The organism is Chloroflexota bacterium (assembly GCA_020161265.1).
Taxonomy (GTDB): Bacteria; Chloroflexota; Chloroflexia; order Chloroflexales; family Herpetosiphonaceae; genus Herpetosiphon.
On record JAIUOC010000005.1, the window covers coordinates 97,364 to 114,610 of the forward strand.

13 protein-coding genes are annotated in these 17,247 nt (G+C 49.5%); 6 read left to right on the plus strand and 7 right to left on the minus strand.

The features are described 5' to 3' along the window. Window positions 1–153 precede the first annotated feature (153 nt). On the plus strand, window positions 154–588 hold the full coding sequence (locus LCH85_12565; GenBank protein MCA0352822.1) for a transcriptional repressor: 435 nt from the start codon (window positions 154–156) through the stop codon (window positions 586–588). A gap of 139 nt (window positions 589–727) precedes the next feature. After that, complete coding sequence (gene cadA, locus LCH85_12570) at window positions 728–2,647, plus strand: cadmium-translocating P-type ATPase (protein MCA0352823.1); 1,920 nt, start codon at window positions 728–730, stop codon at window positions 2,645–2,647. Here cadA and LCH85_12575 read toward each other — a convergent pair. Both LCH85_12575 and LCH85_12580 read right to left on the minus strand, forming a co-directional pair. Beyond that, complete coding sequence (locus LCH85_12575) at window positions 2,644–2,910, minus strand: hypothetical protein (GenBank protein ID MCA0352824.1); 267 nt, start codon at window positions 2,908–2,910, stop codon at window positions 2,644–2,646. The two genes, cadA and LCH85_12575, sit on opposite strands and share 4 nt — an antisense overlap. Window positions 2,911–3,015: 105 nt before the next feature. Next, window positions 3,016–4,548, minus strand: a complete 1,533-nt coding sequence (locus tag LCH85_12580; protein MCA0352825.1) for an STAS domain-containing protein — start codon at window positions 4,546–4,548, stop codon at window positions 3,016–3,018. Between the two features lie 391 nt (window positions 4,549–4,939). Between LCH85_12580 and LCH85_12585 the strand changes: the two genes are divergently transcribed. The 4 genes from LCH85_12585 (at window position 4,940) to LCH85_12600 (ending at window position 9,736) form a co-directional block, all read left to right on the plus strand. Next, window positions 4,940–7,405 carry a S8 family serine peptidase gene (locus LCH85_12585; GenBank protein ID MCA0352826.1) on the plus strand — a complete coding sequence of 822 codons (2,466 nt, stop codon included), beginning with the start codon at window positions 4,940–4,942 and terminating at the stop codon, window positions 7,403–7,405. 129 nt (window positions 7,406–7,534) lie between these two features. Beyond that, a complete protein-coding gene (locus tag LCH85_12590; protein MCA0352827.1) occupies window positions 7,535–8,143 on the plus strand; it encodes a TetR/AcrR family transcriptional regulator in 609 nt (202 codons plus the stop codon). A gap of 4 nt (window positions 8,144–8,147) precedes the next feature. Next, on the plus strand, window positions 8,148–9,002 hold the full coding sequence (locus LCH85_12595) for an ABC transporter ATP-binding protein (GenBank protein ID MCA0352828.1): 855 nt from the start codon (window positions 8,148–8,150) through the stop codon (window positions 9,000–9,002). Continuing rightward, window positions 8,999–9,736, plus strand: a complete 738-nt coding sequence (locus tag LCH85_12600; protein MCA0352829.1) for an ABC transporter permease — start codon at window positions 8,999–9,001, stop codon at window positions 9,734–9,736. The genes LCH85_12595 and LCH85_12600 overlap by 4 nt, the downstream gene beginning before the upstream one ends. An 87-nt stretch (window positions 9,737–9,823) precedes the next feature. Here the strand turns inward: LCH85_12600 and LCH85_12605 are convergent, their stop codons facing one another. From LCH85_12605 to LCH85_12625, 5 genes are read right to left on the minus strand one after another with little or no spacing between them, the layout of a single operon-like run. Beyond that, window positions 9,824–10,939, minus strand: a complete 1,116-nt coding sequence (locus tag LCH85_12605; protein ID MCA0352830.1) for a DUF3048 domain-containing protein — start codon at window positions 10,937–10,939, stop codon at window positions 9,824–9,826. Between the two features lie 52 nt (window positions 10,940–10,991). Next, entirely contained in the window at window positions 10,992–12,365 is a 1,374-nt protein-coding gene (locus LCH85_12610) for a hypothetical protein (protein ID MCA0352831.1), read from the minus strand. A 59-nt stretch (window positions 12,366–12,424) separates the two neighbouring features. Further along, window positions 12,425–13,696 (minus strand): ABC transporter ATP-binding protein, encoded by a 1,272-nt coding sequence (locus LCH85_12615; GenBank protein MCA0352832.1) that lies wholly within the window; start codon window positions 13,694–13,696, stop codon window positions 12,425–12,427. An 11-nt stretch (window positions 13,697–13,707) separates the two neighbouring features. Continuing rightward, a complete protein-coding gene (locus LCH85_12620) occupies window positions 13,708–15,420 on the minus strand; it encodes an ABC transporter permease (protein MCA0352833.1) in 1,713 nt (570 codons plus the stop codon). Further along, window positions 15,387–17,177 (minus strand): hypothetical protein, encoded by a 1,791-nt coding sequence (locus LCH85_12625; protein MCA0352834.1) that lies wholly within the window; start codon window positions 17,175–17,177, stop codon window positions 15,387–15,389. Before LCH85_12625 ends, LCH85_12620 begins: the two co-directional genes overlap by 34 nt. Window positions 17,178–17,247 lie beyond the last annotated feature (70 nt).

Sequence of the window (17,247 nt, forward strand, 5' to 3'; positions counted from 1 at the left end):
GTGTATGGCGGGTCATACGTGATTAGCTTGATAAAAGATGGTTGCAAAAATCCAATTGTTGTCGAAGCTTAACTTGACGTTACCCGCAAATATTGCTAAAAATGAATCCTGATGCTAGAATAGTAGTTAGAATCATTCTAAGGTTGAAGCACAATGGCAATTATGCAACCTGAAGAGCGGGCGCGTCGCCTATTACGCGAATTGGAACATCATGGTTATCGGCCAACGCCGCAGCGCGAAGCGGTTTGTTGGGCCTTGGCTCGCCATGGCGGTCATCCGACTGCTGCCGAGATTGTCGAAGTCGTTAAGCAGCATGGCATTGGTCAGGCCACAGTTTATAACACGATTACAACCTTGGAAAAGCTGGGGGTTATTCAGTCGATGCCGTTGAATACCGATGAGCATACCCGCTATGATCTCGATACAACTCCGCATATGAACTTTGTCTGTTCGCAATGCGGCGCGATTATCGATTGTCATGCACCACAGCTTGATTTGATGCTGGCCCAGATCGCCTCAACCGCCGGAGCAACCTTTGAATCGGCCAATGTGGTGGTTTACGGGCGTTGCGAACGTTGTAAAAATTAAATCAGTAAAGAGTGCTTCGGCACTTTTTATTTAGACTCAATTTAGAATGATTCTAAATAAAACTAATAAAACGGTTGTAATAGCCGAAATTTTTTTATCAGCAATTTAGAATGATTCTCATTGCTAAGGAGCAGGTATCATGACTACCACAAGTGTTAATAGCCGCCACCTGCATGCTGAGGCCCAAGCCGAGCTTGATGAGCTAGCAGCGTTGCCATGGATGATGCGCCTAACCGCGATTTGTTTGATCACCACAGGTTTGGGCTGGGTGGCCGGAAGTTTTGCGGGAGTGCCAACCTGGTTGCCTTGGCTGTTGTATGTGGTAGCGTTTGCTAGCGGCGGCTGGTTTCCGCTGGGCAATGCCTGGGAAAGCCTGCGCCAACGCGAATTCGATGTTAATTTCTTGATGATTGTGGCAGCAATTGGGGCCGCAGCAGTTGGTCAGCCCCGCGAAGGCGCAATTTTGATGTTTTTATTTGCGCTTTCCAATACGCTCGAAACCTATGCCATGGGGCGAACCCATCGGGCCGTCAATGCCCTGCTGGAGATGGCTCCCGACCAAGCAACCCTGATCGCCGCTGATGGTACACAACAAGTCGTAGCCGTGGCCGATTTGGCGATTGGCGATCGGGTGTTGGTGCGGCCTGGCGAACGGATTCCGGTTGATGGGATTGTGCGGATCGGCGCTTCATCAATTAACGAAGCAGCAATTACTGGCGAATCAGTGCCAGTTGATAAAGGCGCTGGGAGCAAGGTTTTTGCTGGTACGCTTAATACCACTGGCGCTCTGACCATCGAAGTAACTGTAGCAGTTGGTGATACGACGTTGGCTCGTATTATCGAAACCGTAGCCGAAGCCCGCAGCCAAAAAGCCAAAGCCCAAGATTTTACCGATCGGGTGATTGGTCAATATTATGCCTATGCTGTGGTTGCCATGACCCTGTTGGCGATTGCGATTCCTTTGTTGTTTCTCGATTGGAGCGTTAAAACCACGCTCTACCGGGCAATGGCACTGATGGTTGTGGCCTCGCCTTGTGCCTTGGTGATTTCAATTCCGGCGGCGATGCTTTCGGCCATGGCCAATGCTGCCCGCCACGGGATGTTGTTCAAAGGTGGGCGCTATCTTGAAGCTGCCGCTAAAATTAACGTCGTGGCCTTGGATAAAACTGGTACGCTGACCACAGGCCAATTGAGCGTGATGCAAACTATGGATCTTGGTCAACGACCAACTGAACAATGGCTAACCGCAGCAGCAGCGGTCGAAGCCTTCTCAGAACATCCCTTGGCCAAAGCGATTGTCGCCCATGCTCAAGATCAGAAACTGAACATTCCAACTGCGGTTGATTTCCAATCGATCACTGGGATGGGTGCGCAAGCCGATGTGCATGGCGAATTGGTGCAAGTTGGTCGGCCCCGTTTGTGGGGCGAGGCGGTGCTATCCCAAGCTGCCAAACTTGAAGCCCAAGGCGCAACTGTGATTGGCGTTGGCACAACCGAACAAGCCTGGGGCTTAATTGCTTTGGCTGATACGATTCGGCCTGATGCCAAGCAAGCGATTGCCGCGCTGCACGCTGTGGGTGTTGAACGGGTGGTATTGTTGACTGGTGATAATCAAGCTGTTGCTCAGCATGTGGCCGGCCAAATTGGCATTGATGATGTGCGTGCTGAACTTTTGCCTGGTGATAAAGCCCAGATTATCGAAGAATTGCAACAGCGCTATGGCCCCGTTGCGATGGTTGGTGATGGCGTGAATGATGCACCAGCCTTGGCCACCGCCCAACTGGGTGTGGCAATGGGCGTTGCTGGCACTGATGTAGCTGTGCAAAGCGCCGATGTGTTGTTGCTGAGCGACGATCTGCTGAAATTGGCCGAGGCGTTACGGCTTGGCCGCCGCACCCAACGGATTGTTTGGCAAAATATTGCCTTTGCTGGCGGCGTGATTGTGGTGCTGATTGCTTCAGCCTTGTTTGGCAATATTGCCTTGCCGTTGGGCGTGGTTGGCCATGAAGGGAGCACCTTGTTGGTGGTTGCCAACGGCTTGCGCTTGCTGCGCCGCTAACCAAAGAGCATAAAGGCCAGCAATAACAGCATTGCCGCTAACATAAACCATGCTAAAGGGTCCTTGCGCAATTGACGATTCAAATTGGGCAAGGGCTTTTTGTAGGTATATTCGTAGCCACAGTCAATGCACTGAACAAAATAGCGAAACATGTGAATACCAGATGTAAGTAATGGTTGCATTGACTGTTTTTTGCTACCACACTCAGGGCAAGCAAAACTGGCGTGGGTTTGATCTGCATGCGGAACCTGATAATCGGCCATATTTCTGCTCCTTGATTGGCTTGGGGCAAGCATTAATAATGGGGAACAATCAATCACGATTGTTCCCCATCATAGCATGGCCAAAATTGGTTGAGAAGAGCGAATTTAGCGCCGAATGCTCCAAGCAATGCCTGCCTGCAAGCTGCTAAATGTGGTAAGTTGGTTCAACTGCTGGCCGAAGCCAACTAACGATTGAGCAATCTCTGGGCTGAGGCCCGTTAGCACCAATTGAGCGCCGAGCAAGCGCACAGCCTTGGCGGCCTTGAGCAACATTTCGGCGGTAAAGCCATCAATTTGGGCGACCCCAGTAATATCGATGATGGCGATCCGAGCGCGTTGTTGCTCAACCCCTTGCAATAATGTGCCCAAAATGTGGTTAGCCCGCGCCTGATCGATCGCGCCGACCAAGGGCATCACCAACATATCATCGCGGAAGGGAATTAACGGCGTGGCTTGCTCGGCGATCACAAACTCTTGAGCTTTGATTAATTGTTCTTGGAGCGCTAGTTGCTCAGTTTGGGCCGCCAAGGTATTGGCTTGCAGTTGATTGCGCTCAGCCTCAGCCGCTGCGGTTGCGAGCTGCGCTTGTTCGAGCACGTTCAAGGTTTGATTAATGCTGGTCGCCAAGCCCGCAACCTCATCGTTGCCCACCACCGCTACCCGTTCGTGCAGATTATTGGCAACGTGTTTGATTTCGCTGCTCAAGCGCAACACACGGTTGATGACCACTCGATTGAGCAAAAAGTACAACACAATGCCACCAACTGCGGTTACCAGAAAGGTCAAAATCACTACAAACTGCAAGGCATGATGGCCTTGGTTGTAGATTGTGCGTGGCCGAATAATGTTGATAATCAGGGCTGGGTTGCCTTGGAGATCGTTGATTTGTTGCAAGCCACGCAAGGCATGTTCATCGATTGGGATGATTTGGCGGGGATTGACATCACTCAATTGCTGAATGCTGCTTGTCAGATCGCTTGGTGGATTCAGTACATCTTCCAAGCTGAAGGGAAAGAGAGTGACCGCCGCTAAATCATTCAGCACCTGTTGATCAAGGTAGCGCCCAAAAATCACCGTGCCGCGAATTGGCCCTTGGCCTTGGCTATCAATAATCGGACGAGCAGCAACCAACACAATGCGCTCTTGAAAACGCACAATACCCAAGTTGCGTTGGCTGGGGTCGCTAAACGTCGTTAGTTGCGGAATTTGCTGTACAAATGGCAAAAAGCTTGCTGGTAAATCGTTAAATATATCTGTTTCGGCCATTCGACCATATACTAAAGCTTGTTGCTGGTTGAGAAAGGCCATAATATTAAATTTATAGGTCGCGAAAACATCATCGCCAGCATTGTTGCTAATGTAATCAGCATCGGGAGCCTCGATAAAGGCATAGGTATCATCCCAGGTTGACCATGAAACCAAGGCGGTGTCGAGGCGATTTTGCTCAAACTGCAAGGCATTTAATACCCGATCAAGGTCGGTTTGCATTGAGGTTGTTTCAAGCTCGGCAAACGATTGGAGCAACAAGATACGCAGCGGAAAAATGAGGATAGCTACCAGCAACACGAGGCTGGCTCCTAGCACAATTTTGGTTTGGCGACGCAGCGAGGTCGTGCCAGTTGATGGCGCAGATGTCATAATACGATGCAACCTATCTAGATTGGCTGGGTAGAATTGTGCGCCTATGATAGCACGTTCTCTGCTTGGTTGGGGTAGGTTGATTTATGAAGGTTGGCTATAGGCTAGAGGCTATTGGCTGCAATTAATCTTCCGATAGCCTTTAGCCTATAGCCATAATTACTCTGCGCCGCTGCGTTAAAACCCAACCCACTCACTTCCTGACCCCTGATCCCTAGCCCCTGACCCCTCGCTCTTCATCCTTCATCCCTCATCCTTCATCCTTATACTCAAATTCACCCTAGTAATTTGGGTAAAAATTTTTTATACTTATACAATTGATTTCCCTCAACGGTGTGCAATATTTATAATTCTCTCGTGGCACACCTACCACAACCACCTGGAGGTCGGCATGCGAATATTTCATGGTCTTTTACTGCTAGGTTTAATTTTTTTAAGCCTAGGAAGCGCGGCTAGTAAACCCCCTAGTGCTACAATCCCGCCCAAGTTGTATCTGCAACGTGGTACGATCGATCTCAACGTGGTGAATCAGGCCAACCAAAATGATCCGTTGTTACAGGCAGTTGCCGAGTATGCGGTTATTCAATTTAGTGGGCCAATTTTGCTCAGGCAGCGGCAAGCACTCGAAGCTACTGGGTTAAGCATTATTGAATATCTGCCCGATTATGCTTATTTGGTGCGTGGCTCGGCTGCCCAACAGGCTGCCGCTGATCGGATCGATGGCTTTTATGCGCGTGGCGATTGGACTTTAGCTGATAAGTTTCAGCCTGGTTTGTTGAAGTTGATCCAAACTGGCGGCTATCAGGGCTTGCCCTTACGCACAATTGGCTGGGATAACCAACTGGCCAGCGCTGAGCAAGCGGTCAAAGCCCAAGGCCTCAAGCTCGATGCCATCACGACGATCGATCAATTGCTCCAACTTGCGCGAATTAACGAAGTCCGCTGGATCGAGGTGGCAAGCACGCCTAAATTATCTGATCAATATGCTCGTCAAGTTCAACAAGTCGAGCCAGTTTGGACTAACCATCAGTTGTATGGCCAAAATCAAATTGTAGCCTACACTGACACTGGCTTGGATACTGGCTCCTTGGCAACGGTCAGCAACGATTTTGCCAATCGAATTCAATCAACCCATGTGCTTTCCGCTGGAGCTAATTGGGATGATAACCATGGCCACGGATCCCACGTTGCTGGCTCGATTGCTGGGAATGGAGCACTTTCTGGCTCAAACCCGGCCACTCATAGCTATACTGGCTCAATGGCGGGGATTGCGCCTGAGGCCAAGTTGGTTGTCCAAGCCTTTGAGGCAGATGCTAGTGGCAACATTATTGGCTTACCCACTGATTTTTACCCAATGTTTCAACAAGCTTACGATGCTGGTGCCCGTATTCATAGCAATAGCTGGGGCGATCTGACTGGCCCTGTCACCGATACCGAGGCTTCGTTTGGTGGTTACCCCTATAGTGCCCAGCGCACCGACCAATTTCTGTGGGAACACCCCGATTACACCATGCTATTTGGGGCTGGTAACAGTGGAGCCGATGGAAATGTTGGCGAATTAGGTTTTTGTACTGGCGGCGATGGCGTGGTTGATCCCGACTCGTTGCTGGCACCTGGGACTGCTAAAAATGTGATTACAGTTGGCGCTAGTGAAAGCCCACGCCCAACTGGTGGCTATACTGGCTTGCCTTGGCTGTTGCTCAGCTTTTGTTTTGCAACCGAGCCAATTCTCTCCGATACGCTTTCTGATGATGCCAATGGCATGGCGGCATTCTCATCGCGTGGGCCAACCGATGACGGTCGGATCAAACCCGATTTGGTTGCGCCTGGCACGAATATTGTTTCAACTCGCTCGTATGGGAGTGGTGCCAGCACTTTATGGGGTGTACACGAAACCAATGGCAACTATGTGTACTCTGGTGGTACATCGATGTCCACGCCATTGGTTGCTGGTACGGTTGCGCTTATTCGCGAATGGCTGGCGACCCAAGGCTTGATTTCCCCAAGCGCCGCCGTGATCAAGGCAATTGCCCTGAATACCACCGTTGATATTGCGCCAGGTCAATACGGTACGGGCGTAACCCAAGAGATTCCCTACAATCGCCCAAATAGTGTGGCTGGCTGGGGTCGCAGCAATTTAAGCTTTATTACCAAACCAGCGCCCTATCATTTGTGGGTGGCAGATCGAACTGCTGGTTTGAGCACAGGCCAAACGATCAGCTACAATCATACTGCCAACCAACCGCTAACTGTGCTGACCAATACCCAACCGTTGCGGGTTATGCTCAACTGGACCGATCCGCCAGCTTCGTTGGCAGCGGCCCAACAATTGGTTAACGATCTTGATCTGGTGGTGATTGGGCCTGATGGCACGCGCTATTATGGCAACAATCAGAGCACTGGCGATCGCACCAATAATGCTGAAGGGGTAATTATCAACAATCCGCAAATTGGGGCTTATCAAATTGAGGTCAATGCGCATAATGTGCCAATTGCTAGCCAACCCTATGGCTTAGCTGTAGCTGGCCCGTTGCGCGAAGGCACTGGCGGCGGTACGCCAACCCCAACGCCAATTGCGACGGCAACGAACACGCCTACCAATACGCCAACCGCAACGGCGACGACAACCAACACGCCAACCGCAACGGCGACTAACACGCCAACCAATACACCGACCAATACTCGAACCAATACACCAACAGCAACGGCGACGTTGACGAATACACCAACCAATACACCAACAGCAACGGCGACGTTGACGAATACACCAACCAACACGCCGACGAACGTACCAACTCCGACGAGTACGGCTGTGCTCAACGAGTATGATGTTTGGATACCGTGGGCTAGTAAGTAGCCTAGGCTCCAGCAGAAACGCGATCAAAAACTTGGTCGCGTTTTTGTTTGCCCAAAATCCCCCTTGACAGGCTTATTTGGAATAGCTATACTTTTGATTGAACGTTCAATCAATTTTTTGAGGTATGGTATGACTGATGAACAACAAGAGCGGCGCGAAGCAATTCTTGAGGCTGCACGGGCCGAATTTGCCGAGAAAGGCTTTCGGGGGGCCACGATCAAATCAATTGCCGCCCGCGCCCAGATTCAGTCACCAGCCTTGATCTATTGGTATTTTCCCAATAAAGATGCGTTGTTGGAAGCGGTGATCCAGGTTCAAATGCCGATCTTGCAAAATATACAGGCACTTGATGGTTTGTTGGATCAGGAGCCACGCCAATTGCTGGGATTATTGGCTAAAGGTTACTTGCAAGCAGGCGATAATCCGCGCACTGTGCAGATAATGCGGGTGCTTTTGGGCGAAATGTTGTTGGGTCGTAATCCAACCGAGTTGCTTAATCAACAAATTGTGCCGCAGATCAAGCAATTTTTGGAACGCTATTTAATCCATCAAATTCAGCTTGGCCGCATGCGCCAGCACGATACTCGCGCCAGCACCAGAGCTTTTTTGGGGATGTTAATGCCCCAAATGTTGAGCAAAGTGATTTTGCCAAGTTTGCAGGCCGATGGCTTAACCGACGATGAACATATTGCCACGATTATTGATATTTTTCTGAATGGACTCAAGCCAGAGGAGTAAACCCATGAACGCTGTTGAAGTTCGGGGACTCACCAAACGGTACGGCAATGTCCAAGCCCTTCAAGGTGTCGATTTGACCGTACCTGAAGGCATAATTTTTGGCTTGCTTGGCTCGAACGGAGCTGGCAAATCGACCTTGATTAAAGCTTTGGTTGGCGCACTCAAGCCCAATAGCGGCGAATGGCAGGTGCTTGGCCTCAATCCGTTGCGCGATCAAGCTAAGCTCCGTGCCTTGATTGGTTATATGCCTCAGGGTGTGGCGCTGTATGAAGATCTCTCGGCCCGCGAAAATTTACGCTTTTTTGGCAGTGCTCATGGTGTGCCTGAGTTGGAGCAACGGATTCAAGAGGCACTTGAATTTACCGAATTAACCAGCCGCGCTGATCATCCAGTCTATGGTTTTTCGGGCGGGATGAAGAAACGGGTTTCGTTAGCCTGTGCTCTGCTACACAAACCACGCATGCTCTTTCTTGATGAACCGACTGCGGCGGTCGATCCACATCTCAAGGTGCGCTCATGGCAGCTCTTTCGCGAATTAGCCAACGCTGGCACAACCCTATTTATCAGCACTCACCTGATGGATGAAGCTTTGCTCTGCGACCGCCTCGCCATTCAACAAACTGGCAAAATTTTAATTGTCGATACGCCCCAAGCGATTTTGGAGCATGGGCAAACCCGATTAACCATCAAACAGGCTGAGCAAACCAGCGACCAGCAGATCGCCAGCACGCCTAGCGCTTTAGCCGAAGCCTTACATAGCTATGGGCTTAATTCAACAATTCAAGCTTTGGCCTTACACCCCGATTCACTCGAAACGATTGTGCTGCGCATGCTGCAAAAAAGCGAGGTGAGCGAATGAGCCGCATTTTAGTTGTTGCCAAACGGGTGCTAACCCAGCTTCGTCACGACAAACGCTTGCTTGGTTTATCGGTTATGGCTCCGTTGCTGATTATTTATTTGTTGAAAATTTTCTTCGATACCATGCCCAAGGGTTTCAATAATGCCCGCTACATCATGCCGATTACTGCATTTATGGTGCATTTTTTGGCATTTTTGCTCTGCGCAATCGTCTTAGTCCAAGAGCGCACCGCCGGAACCTTGGAACGGATGTTTATTAACGGCTTTCGACGGATTGAAATTATTGGTGGCTATGTGCTGGGCTATATTTTGCTGGCCACTTTCCAGGCAGCAATTGCCTTGGCGCAAGCCTTGTGGTTGTTCGATTTGAGCTATGCGTGGGCTGATTTGGGGATGTTGTTTGGGGTGATTTGGCTGCTGGCAATTACTTCGGTAATGCTGGGGATGTTTATCTCGACCTTTGCTCGGCATGAGGGCCAAGTTTTCCCGTTTATTCCGATGATTATCTTACCGTCGGTGTTTCTTTCGGGCTTGTTGATTAATCCTGAGCAATTGCCAACTTGGGCTAATTGGCTTGGTCATGCCTTTCCATTGTTCTATGCCAACGACGCAATTCAAGAAATTATTGGCAAAACCCCCAGCGCGAGCGTGATCTGGACAAATATAGCGATTTTGGTCGGCTATGGGTTGTTTTTATTAACCTTGGCCTCGCGCACCTTGAAAGATGTTGAATGATTGATCCACGAAGGACACGAAGCACCACGAAGGTTAATTGTTTCGTGCTCTTCGTGTCCTTCGTGGATCAATCCTCATCCCTCGTCCCTACTGATAACTCACATTATCTAAGCTGGGCATCGCGGCGATCCAGATTGGACCAGCTGGAAAGACGATTTCGGCATTGCTCCGATCATAAAACCGCAATGGAGCCGATTCGGAATCCTTGCGCCAAGTAGCCTCTTGGAGCGAGCCATTGGCAAAAACCAACGCCCGACCTTCGCCAATCACCTGCTGATCGATGCGGCCTTTGTCATCGCCGATGATTGGAGCTTCAAAAACTTCCATTGTTACAACGCTTTTGAAGGTCAGTTGTTGTCCACTAACCGCATCGATGTGAGCTGTGCCGCGTCGCAAACGGGCATATTCGTTGGTATCGGAATCGTAGCGCCAGCCCGCCGGATCTTCGGGGTAGATGAAGAAATAATCGATCGTGCTAATCAGCTCAGCCACTGGAGCCTCTGGTACAAACAAAAAGCCCACGTCGCTAACATCGGCCTCGGCGCTATCGCTCGCCCGATCATCAACATATTGGGCAATTTCAGTGGCACTCGTATACAAATTATGTGGTGCTTCGCGCTGCAACGAGCGACGTGAGTAATCGAAAATCTGGCGGCTTTCCAAACTAACCAAATCGATATCAATTACCAAATCATTAGCATCGGCGGCAAGGCGTTCGAGGCCTTCGGGGCTACCACCAGCGTGGGTATAGACTGCCCGAAAACCCATGGCCCATTGCACGAAATAGAGCCGCGCCGAGCGAATTGGCCCTAAATCGCCAGCAACCTCAGCCAATTCGGGAGTAAAAACCGCCATATAGCGAGTAACGCCGTATTCTGCCAAGGCCTCAAACACAATTGCGGCTTGATCCAAGCCAGTTTGCGGATAGGCCGCCGGAAAGTTATCAATCATGGTGATGTAGGGCCGTTGGGTTAGGGTGCCTCGCGCCATGGCAGGCCGCCCAGTGCGAGGGTCGCTGCTGATTGGCGTGGCAGTTGGCACGCTGGTTGGGCTAGGCTGGGTTGTCGCAGTTGGCGCAAGGGTTGGGCTGGCCGCTAGCGTGGCGGTTGGGCTGGGTTGGGCTGGCACAGTGGCGGTTGGTGTTCCGGTTGTGCTGCATGCTGCTACAATCAACAGCAAACTGATCGAAAACCATCGACGCATGCAAAACCTCCCTAACAATAAACCAAGCATTTGGTTCTATTATTGATCTAGGCTATCGACGAGAAAATACTTGATAGGTTTGATTTTGACTGATTACTTGCCAATTATCGGCTTGTAGGTTTTTGCCAATTGGACTGCCAATTTCAACTAAAGCACATTCAATTGTATATTGTTCAAATAATGGCTGATATTGCCCATTATCTTCAACTTGCATACTTGTATTCATAAAATCAGTTGGATAGGGATCAAAACGATTATCAATGAAAACAGGGCGTTCTGGCAAATACCAAATTAAATCGCCGCCGCTATTATAGGTATTATAGATATTCCCAGGGCAGTTCTTCATTGAATCAAGAATTGCTGGTGATAATAATGGTGTGCGTTGAAGCCAACTAAAACTCACTAAGCTAATCGCAATAATTGCCGTTAGCCCTAAAATAACTCCTTGCATTGGCTCAAAGGCACTCAATTTGCTTGGCTTGTAGGGAGTTACTGCATAGATCTTAAATAATAACAATACTGCTAGCACATCAAAAAAGACATTTTGGCGCACTGAACGGAATGCCATTATGCCAAATAAAATCGTTGCAAGCACCAAAAACCATTCATAATTCGTGCTTGGCTTATATCGTCGTCGATACCAAACTAAACCAAGCACCGTAACCAGTAAGAAATAGGGGTAACTCGCAAATTTAGTAAACTTTTGGGGTTGCCATTCTTCAATATACGCATAGGTGCTGCTATCAAGTGAATTAAGCGTGAATAACCATAATTCATAGCCATGCGGATTGCATAAACTTGCCAAAAATGAGAGCGCACTGATTGCTAGCCAGCGCACAACATCTTGGCGCTGGACAATATTTACCGCAGTGATAATACCGATTAATACCATTCCAACCACAAAGCCAGCATGCAGATTGGCCCAAATCAGCATAAATGGAATAATCCACCAATGGTATTTACGGTTTTGAATCATTAAGATTAATAGAACGAACAAGCAAATTGTGATAATTTGTGGCCGAACGCTCCAGCCTTTAGCGTTATCTACAATTCCAAGGGTTAGAAATAGAATTGCTAATTTTGGATTGATTTTTTCGGAACGATAGATTAAATGCCATGTAAATACAATGATAGCAGCAAATATTCCAACTAATAGTGGAAAACCACCAATCGCATAGAATAAATACATCAATGTTTGGGTTAACCATTCGTGGTTTGGCCAAAAATTTCCTTGATTCGTCCAGCTATACAGATCAGTCGTAATAATCGTGCGTTGCTGCACAATATCTTGGCCTGTGCGCAATAACCACCACGTATCACTTTGTAACGGAACTAACAACGCCATGCCCAGCAGCATTAATCCAGCAATCCATAGGAGAAACCGATCAAACGACCATTCTTGTGGTTTGAGCCAAGTTTTGAGCATAAAGTTCTCCCTGCATTAAACAATTGGGGATTAACCAGCAAATGCTACTGTAATATTGTTTATTTGTGCCAAGACCATTGCGAAGGAATATAAATTGCGCCAAATTGCTCACCAATCGAGGCCGCATACACCCGTAAATCATGCTTACGGTCTTGATGATCATAGGCATGGGTCAGGGTATGATCATATAACGCCACCGAAAGTTCATAATTGCCCTCAAGCAAAGGCAGGTTTTCGATCTGATAATCAACATAGCCTTGTTCAGCGATTTGGGGAATTTCTAGCCCAGCAAAGCGCGAATTTGGCCCATTGATGTGAAAGCCTGTGCGATGGTGAATTGCCACGCCAAAAACCGGTTTTTCAATCGCTTGGTGGGCTTGATAATGCATGCGAATAGTTAAGGCTTGGCCGGTAGTAGCAGTTTGAATAACTTCACCAGCAGCATTGAGCAATTCTACCTTGGAGATTTCGGCCTCGCGACTGCCCCAACGCCGCGCATCAAATTCGATTTCTTCTTCGGTCTTGGTTTCGATTTCGGTGGCTTGTTCTGCTGGTTCAGGGTTTTCGGCAGCTTTTTCGGCCTCGATCCGTGCGGCATCACGTTGGTTGGTTTCGGCTAAATAAGCATCGATCGCCTCAGTTGGGGCGCTGTCGGTCATCAAATTACCATGATGAAACCATAACGCCCGATCACATAAGTCGCGCACTTGGCCCAAGGCATGCGAGACAAACAAAATCGTTTTGCCGCGCCGTTTGAGTTGGTAAATCCGATCCAAGCATTTGCGCTGAAACAACTCGTCGCCAACTGCGAGCACTTCGTCGGTGATCAAAATATCGGGATCGACGTTGATCGCCACGGCAAAGCCCAAGCGCATATACATCCCCGATGAATAGTGCTTGACGGGCATGTCGATAAACTCTTGCATCTCGGAGAAGCGAATGATCGCTGGTACTTTTTCGGCCATTTCGGTGCGATTGAAGCCGAGCAACGAGCCATTTAAGAAGATATTTTCGCGGCCTGTTAGGTCGGGGTGAAAGCCTGAACCAAGCTCAAGCAAAGCCGAAACCCTGCCATCGACAATCACTTTGCCGCTGTTGGGCTGTAAAATCCGCGTAATGAGCTTGAGCGTGGTCGATTTACCCGAACCATTATGACCGATCAAGCCAACCGTTTCGCCGCGATTGATCGTGAAACTGACATCGCGCAGCGCCCAAAAATCCTCGTCAGGCAGCACTTGTGGCTTGAATAAACCAGCGATCCGTTCCTGAATACTATTACGTCGATCACGTTTGATCGTAAAATGCTTGGAAACATTCTCAAAAATAATCATCATTGCCTCGCTTAGAGTTCTTCGCCAAATCGGGCGCTGTAATGATTGAACACATAGGCTCCGAAACACAGCACAATCAAGGCGGTCAGGCCAGTTCGGGCAACTCCATCGAGGCTGGGCAAGCCAGGCGTTGGATAATCGGGAATGTTGGTGACCCCACCATAGGCAATATCGCGATAGAAATCGACAATCGAGGCCATTGGGTTGAGCCAACGCACCAGTTTGGCATAATTGGCACTGGCAATATTATCTAAGGGATAAAATACTGGTGTGATAAAAAACCACAATTGCAGCACAATCCCCATAATATGCGAAACATCACGATAAAACACGATTACCGATGATAAGAATAAAATCATGCCCAAAATGAACATGCTTTCGATCACAATAATCACAGGCATCAATAAAAGCGTGGCTTTGATTGGCGCACCAGTGATGAACATAATCAAAAACATGATTGGCAAGGCCAGCATAAAATTCACCAAATTGGAAATTAATGTGGTGATTGGCAGAATTTCACGGGGAAAATACACTTTTTTAACTAAATTAGCATTGCTGATCACGCTCATCATGCCTTCCGCCATGCCGCCGATAAAGTAATTCCACGGTAATAACGCCACCATCAAGAAAATATGAAAATGGCGAATATTGGAATTCAGCAGCAAGCCAAAAATTAAATAGAAGATTGAAATCATCAATAATGGATTGAGCAACGACCAAACATAGCCCAATGCCGAGTTTTTGTAGCGTGAACGTAAATCGCGCAGCACCAAGTTGCGAATGAGTTCGCGATATTCCCACAGCTCGCGAACTTTATCGACGATGCCGATTGCCCGATCGGCTAACACCAACAAAATCCCACCAACAATCCCAACAATCAAAGCTAAACCAAATTTGAGCACAAAATTTTGCGAACGGGCCTCGGTTGGCAAGATTGCCGCTTGTTTGACATAGGCTGCGCTGATTTGGCTATCATCGGATTGGTAGCGTGGGTCGGAGTAGAGCACATCGGTCAGGATTGTGCCAATCAAGCCACGGGCGGTTTTGAGGTCGCGTGCCCGTTCGGCTGGTAAATCTGGTTGCCGTAACTCAAAAGCAATTTGATCAAAGCGTACTTCGAATGCTCGAATCAGATCATTCAAATCTTCGGCGTTGATTGTTGGCAGCTCAGTGCTGGCGTGCAGCGAAAAATCAAAGGCTTGCACACCGATCAATTCGCGCAACCGTCGCCCAAGCTCATCGTTAGCAGGCTGATTTTTGAGCAATAAGCCCAGCTCATACTCCATCAAACGGCGCAAACTATCACGACCACCAGCCGCGCGAATTTGCTGAATCAGCTTTTGGGCGGTGTAATCGGCGGCAGCTTGGGCATTTTCAGGCGAAGTGGCTTGAGCGGTCAGGATCAGGCTTCCATCAGCAGTGGGCGCGGCGCAGGCTGAGCCAAAGGTATTGCTGCCAAATTTGGGCAAAATGCTTTTGACCACGTTGCGACTGGCATCGCACAACTGATTTTGCAACGCTTGCTCGGCCATAAAACTGCGATAGCGCTGGGCATCGAGTTGAATCGTGGCGCTAGCATCGTATTGAACCGTTTGAAAAAACAGAGTTGGCGCTGAAATCAGCAAGGTCATGCCAATCGTCAGCAACAACAAAAACCAATGAAAGCCGCCCAACCGACGACGTTGGCCATTTACGGTACGTGCGGCGTTGATGGTTTGAGCCATATCGTAATCTCCTCGGCGGAGTTTGCTGGTAAATCAAGAATCAGCCGATGGTTAGCCTGATCAAAATTGCCTTTATCACTACCAGTGCTCTCAGCCGGAAGCCGCAAGCTAAGCTGGGCTAAATCGAAACGGCTGGGATTGGCGAGCTGAAGCCGAAGTTGATCAGGGGTTTGTTCGATAGTAAGTTGGAGCGTTTGGCGTGCTCGCCAGCGGTCGGCAATCTCCGGCACAGTGGCGATCCACGCTTGGGCATCAACTGCCTGTTGAATTGCCGTTTGCCAAACGCCAATTTGCTCAGGGTTGTAAATTTCGTAATTATGGGCATAGATATCGATCACACCGCCGCTAGCGATGGCTTGCTGCAAATAATTGGTTGCAGTCACAGCGGTTTGCGGGGTCAGGTAAACATCGGGCAGGGCAACCAGATCGTGGCCTGGCAATTGGCGCGGTTGCCACCAACGCCGATCGATCAACAAGTGACGATCATTCAGGCCGCGCTGTAGGTTGGTAGCATCGAGCACGCGAGTACGCACGATGGTGCGAATGCCTGCGGCTTGTAATGTTTGCCAGTGAGCTTCGGTCATACCATCGCTGCCGCCATACGGAAAAGCCAAACTGCTGGCGGGTGCGATGCCCTGACTGCTTGCCACCGCCTGCCACTCGTTGCTGTCGCTGGCTAACTCTTTGGCATGGGCAAAGCCAACGTACATATGGCTAAATGTATGACTTTCGATCGTTTGCTGAGCATTTCGCAGCGGCTCAAGCAAATCGCCAAAATACCAGGCTGGATCGCTCTCGACCGTGCCATAGGGATCATAGCTGAACCACGGCGTTTGTGACCAATCGATGGTTTGCCAACGGCGCGGCGTGCTGGCAGCCCAAGCAAAGGTTGGATCGTCCATCCATGTGCGACGCTCTTGGTTGCCGAATAAAAAATTGTAGCCATTGCCAAACCATGTGCCGCGAATCTGATGCGGCGCAAACAAGCCCAGCAAATTGAATGTGCCTTGGCGAGCTTGCAAACCCAAGGTCGTGGCGCTGCTGATCGCATCGGTTGGTAAACTGAGCGAGTGAATCGCCCCGCCCATGGCTGTTTCCCAATCGACGCTAAAACTTACGGCGGCAATTGCGCCCTGTGGATAGGGTTCGATGTAAATGCCAGCCGCTGCCATACTCAAATTATCAAGATAAATTGGGTCATCAGAAAGTGCGTGGATGGAAATTGCTAGCCAAGCGGCTTGATTGGGGCTGGGTTCAGTTTCAACCAACACGGGAGTCCACGTGGCTGCGCCTTGGCTATCGAAGCCCAGCAAAACCGGAGTTTGTTTATCGAGCCGAATATCATCGCCAGCAGCATCGATCCAATGCACCCAAACCTGAATTTGTGCGCCCAGACTGCTGCGCTGCGTACCGGGATCGATCAGGGCCTGAAAGCCTAGTCGATAGCGCTGGCCTGCTTGGGCAGTTAAGCGTGGTGAACGGGCAAAACTATTGACCCCATACAACTGCAAGCTGTATTGATCATCGAGCACATAGCCATTGGTGGTATCGGCGCGTTTGAGGCCATTGCCCGACCAACCATCGGGAATCCCGTTATCGGCGGCGCTCTGCCAATCGGCGTTAGCCAAAATATTGCCACCTGTCCAGATGCGTGGCGAACGATCGGGGCGTAACCACTGAGCGATCAACAGGCTGCCAAGGCCCAACAAAGCCATGGTCAGAAGAAGAATGATCGAAGATTGGCGAAACCGCTGCATCAAAAGCCCTTCAAGCTAGTGCGTGCTCAACGCAATAGCGCATTTTAACACAGGGCTGGCGGCTTGACAA

Bases quoted from the DNA above. Each gene is read 5' to 3' on its own strand.
- LCH85_12565 (MCA0352822.1), top strand. From the start codon at position 154: ATGGCAATTATGCAACCTGAAGAGCGGGCGCGTCGCCTATTACGCGAA.
- cadA (MCA0352823.1), top strand. From the start codon at position 728: ATGACTACCACAAGTGTTAATAGCCGCCACCTGCATGCTGAGGCCCAA.
- LCH85_12575 (MCA0352824.1), bottom strand. From the start codon at position 2,910: ATGGCCGATTATCAGGTTCCGCATGCAGATCAAACCCACGCCAGTTTT.
- LCH85_12580 (MCA0352825.1), bottom strand. From the start codon at position 4,548: ATGACATCTGCGCCATCAACTGGCACGACCTCGCTGCGTCGCCAAACC.
- LCH85_12585 (MCA0352826.1), top strand. From the start codon at position 4,940: ATGCGAATATTTCATGGTCTTTTACTGCTAGGTTTAATTTTTTTAAGC.
- LCH85_12590 (MCA0352827.1), top strand. From the start codon at position 7,535: ATGACTGATGAACAACAAGAGCGGCGCGAAGCAATTCTTGAGGCTGCA.
- LCH85_12595 (MCA0352828.1), top strand. From the start codon at position 8,148: ATGAACGCTGTTGAAGTTCGGGGACTCACCAAACGGTACGGCAATGTC.
- LCH85_12600 (MCA0352829.1), top strand. From the start codon at position 8,999: ATGAGCCGCATTTTAGTTGTTGCCAAACGGGTGCTAACCCAGCTTCGT.
- LCH85_12605 (MCA0352830.1), bottom strand. From the start codon at position 10,939: ATGCGTCGATGGTTTTCGATCAGTTTGCTGTTGATTGTAGCAGCATGC.
- LCH85_12610 (MCA0352831.1), bottom strand. From the start codon at position 12,365: ATGCTCAAAACTTGGCTCAAACCACAAGAATGGTCGTTTGATCGGTTT.
- LCH85_12615 (MCA0352832.1), bottom strand. From the start codon at position 13,696: ATGATTATTTTTGAGAATGTTTCCAAGCATTTTACGATCAAACGTGAT.
- LCH85_12620 (MCA0352833.1), bottom strand. From the start codon at position 15,420: ATGGCTCAAACCATCAACGCCGCACGTACCGTAAATGGCCAACGTCGT.
- LCH85_12625 (MCA0352834.1), bottom strand. From the start codon at position 17,177: ATGCAGCGGTTTCGCCAATCTTCGATCATTCTTCTTCTGACCATGGCT.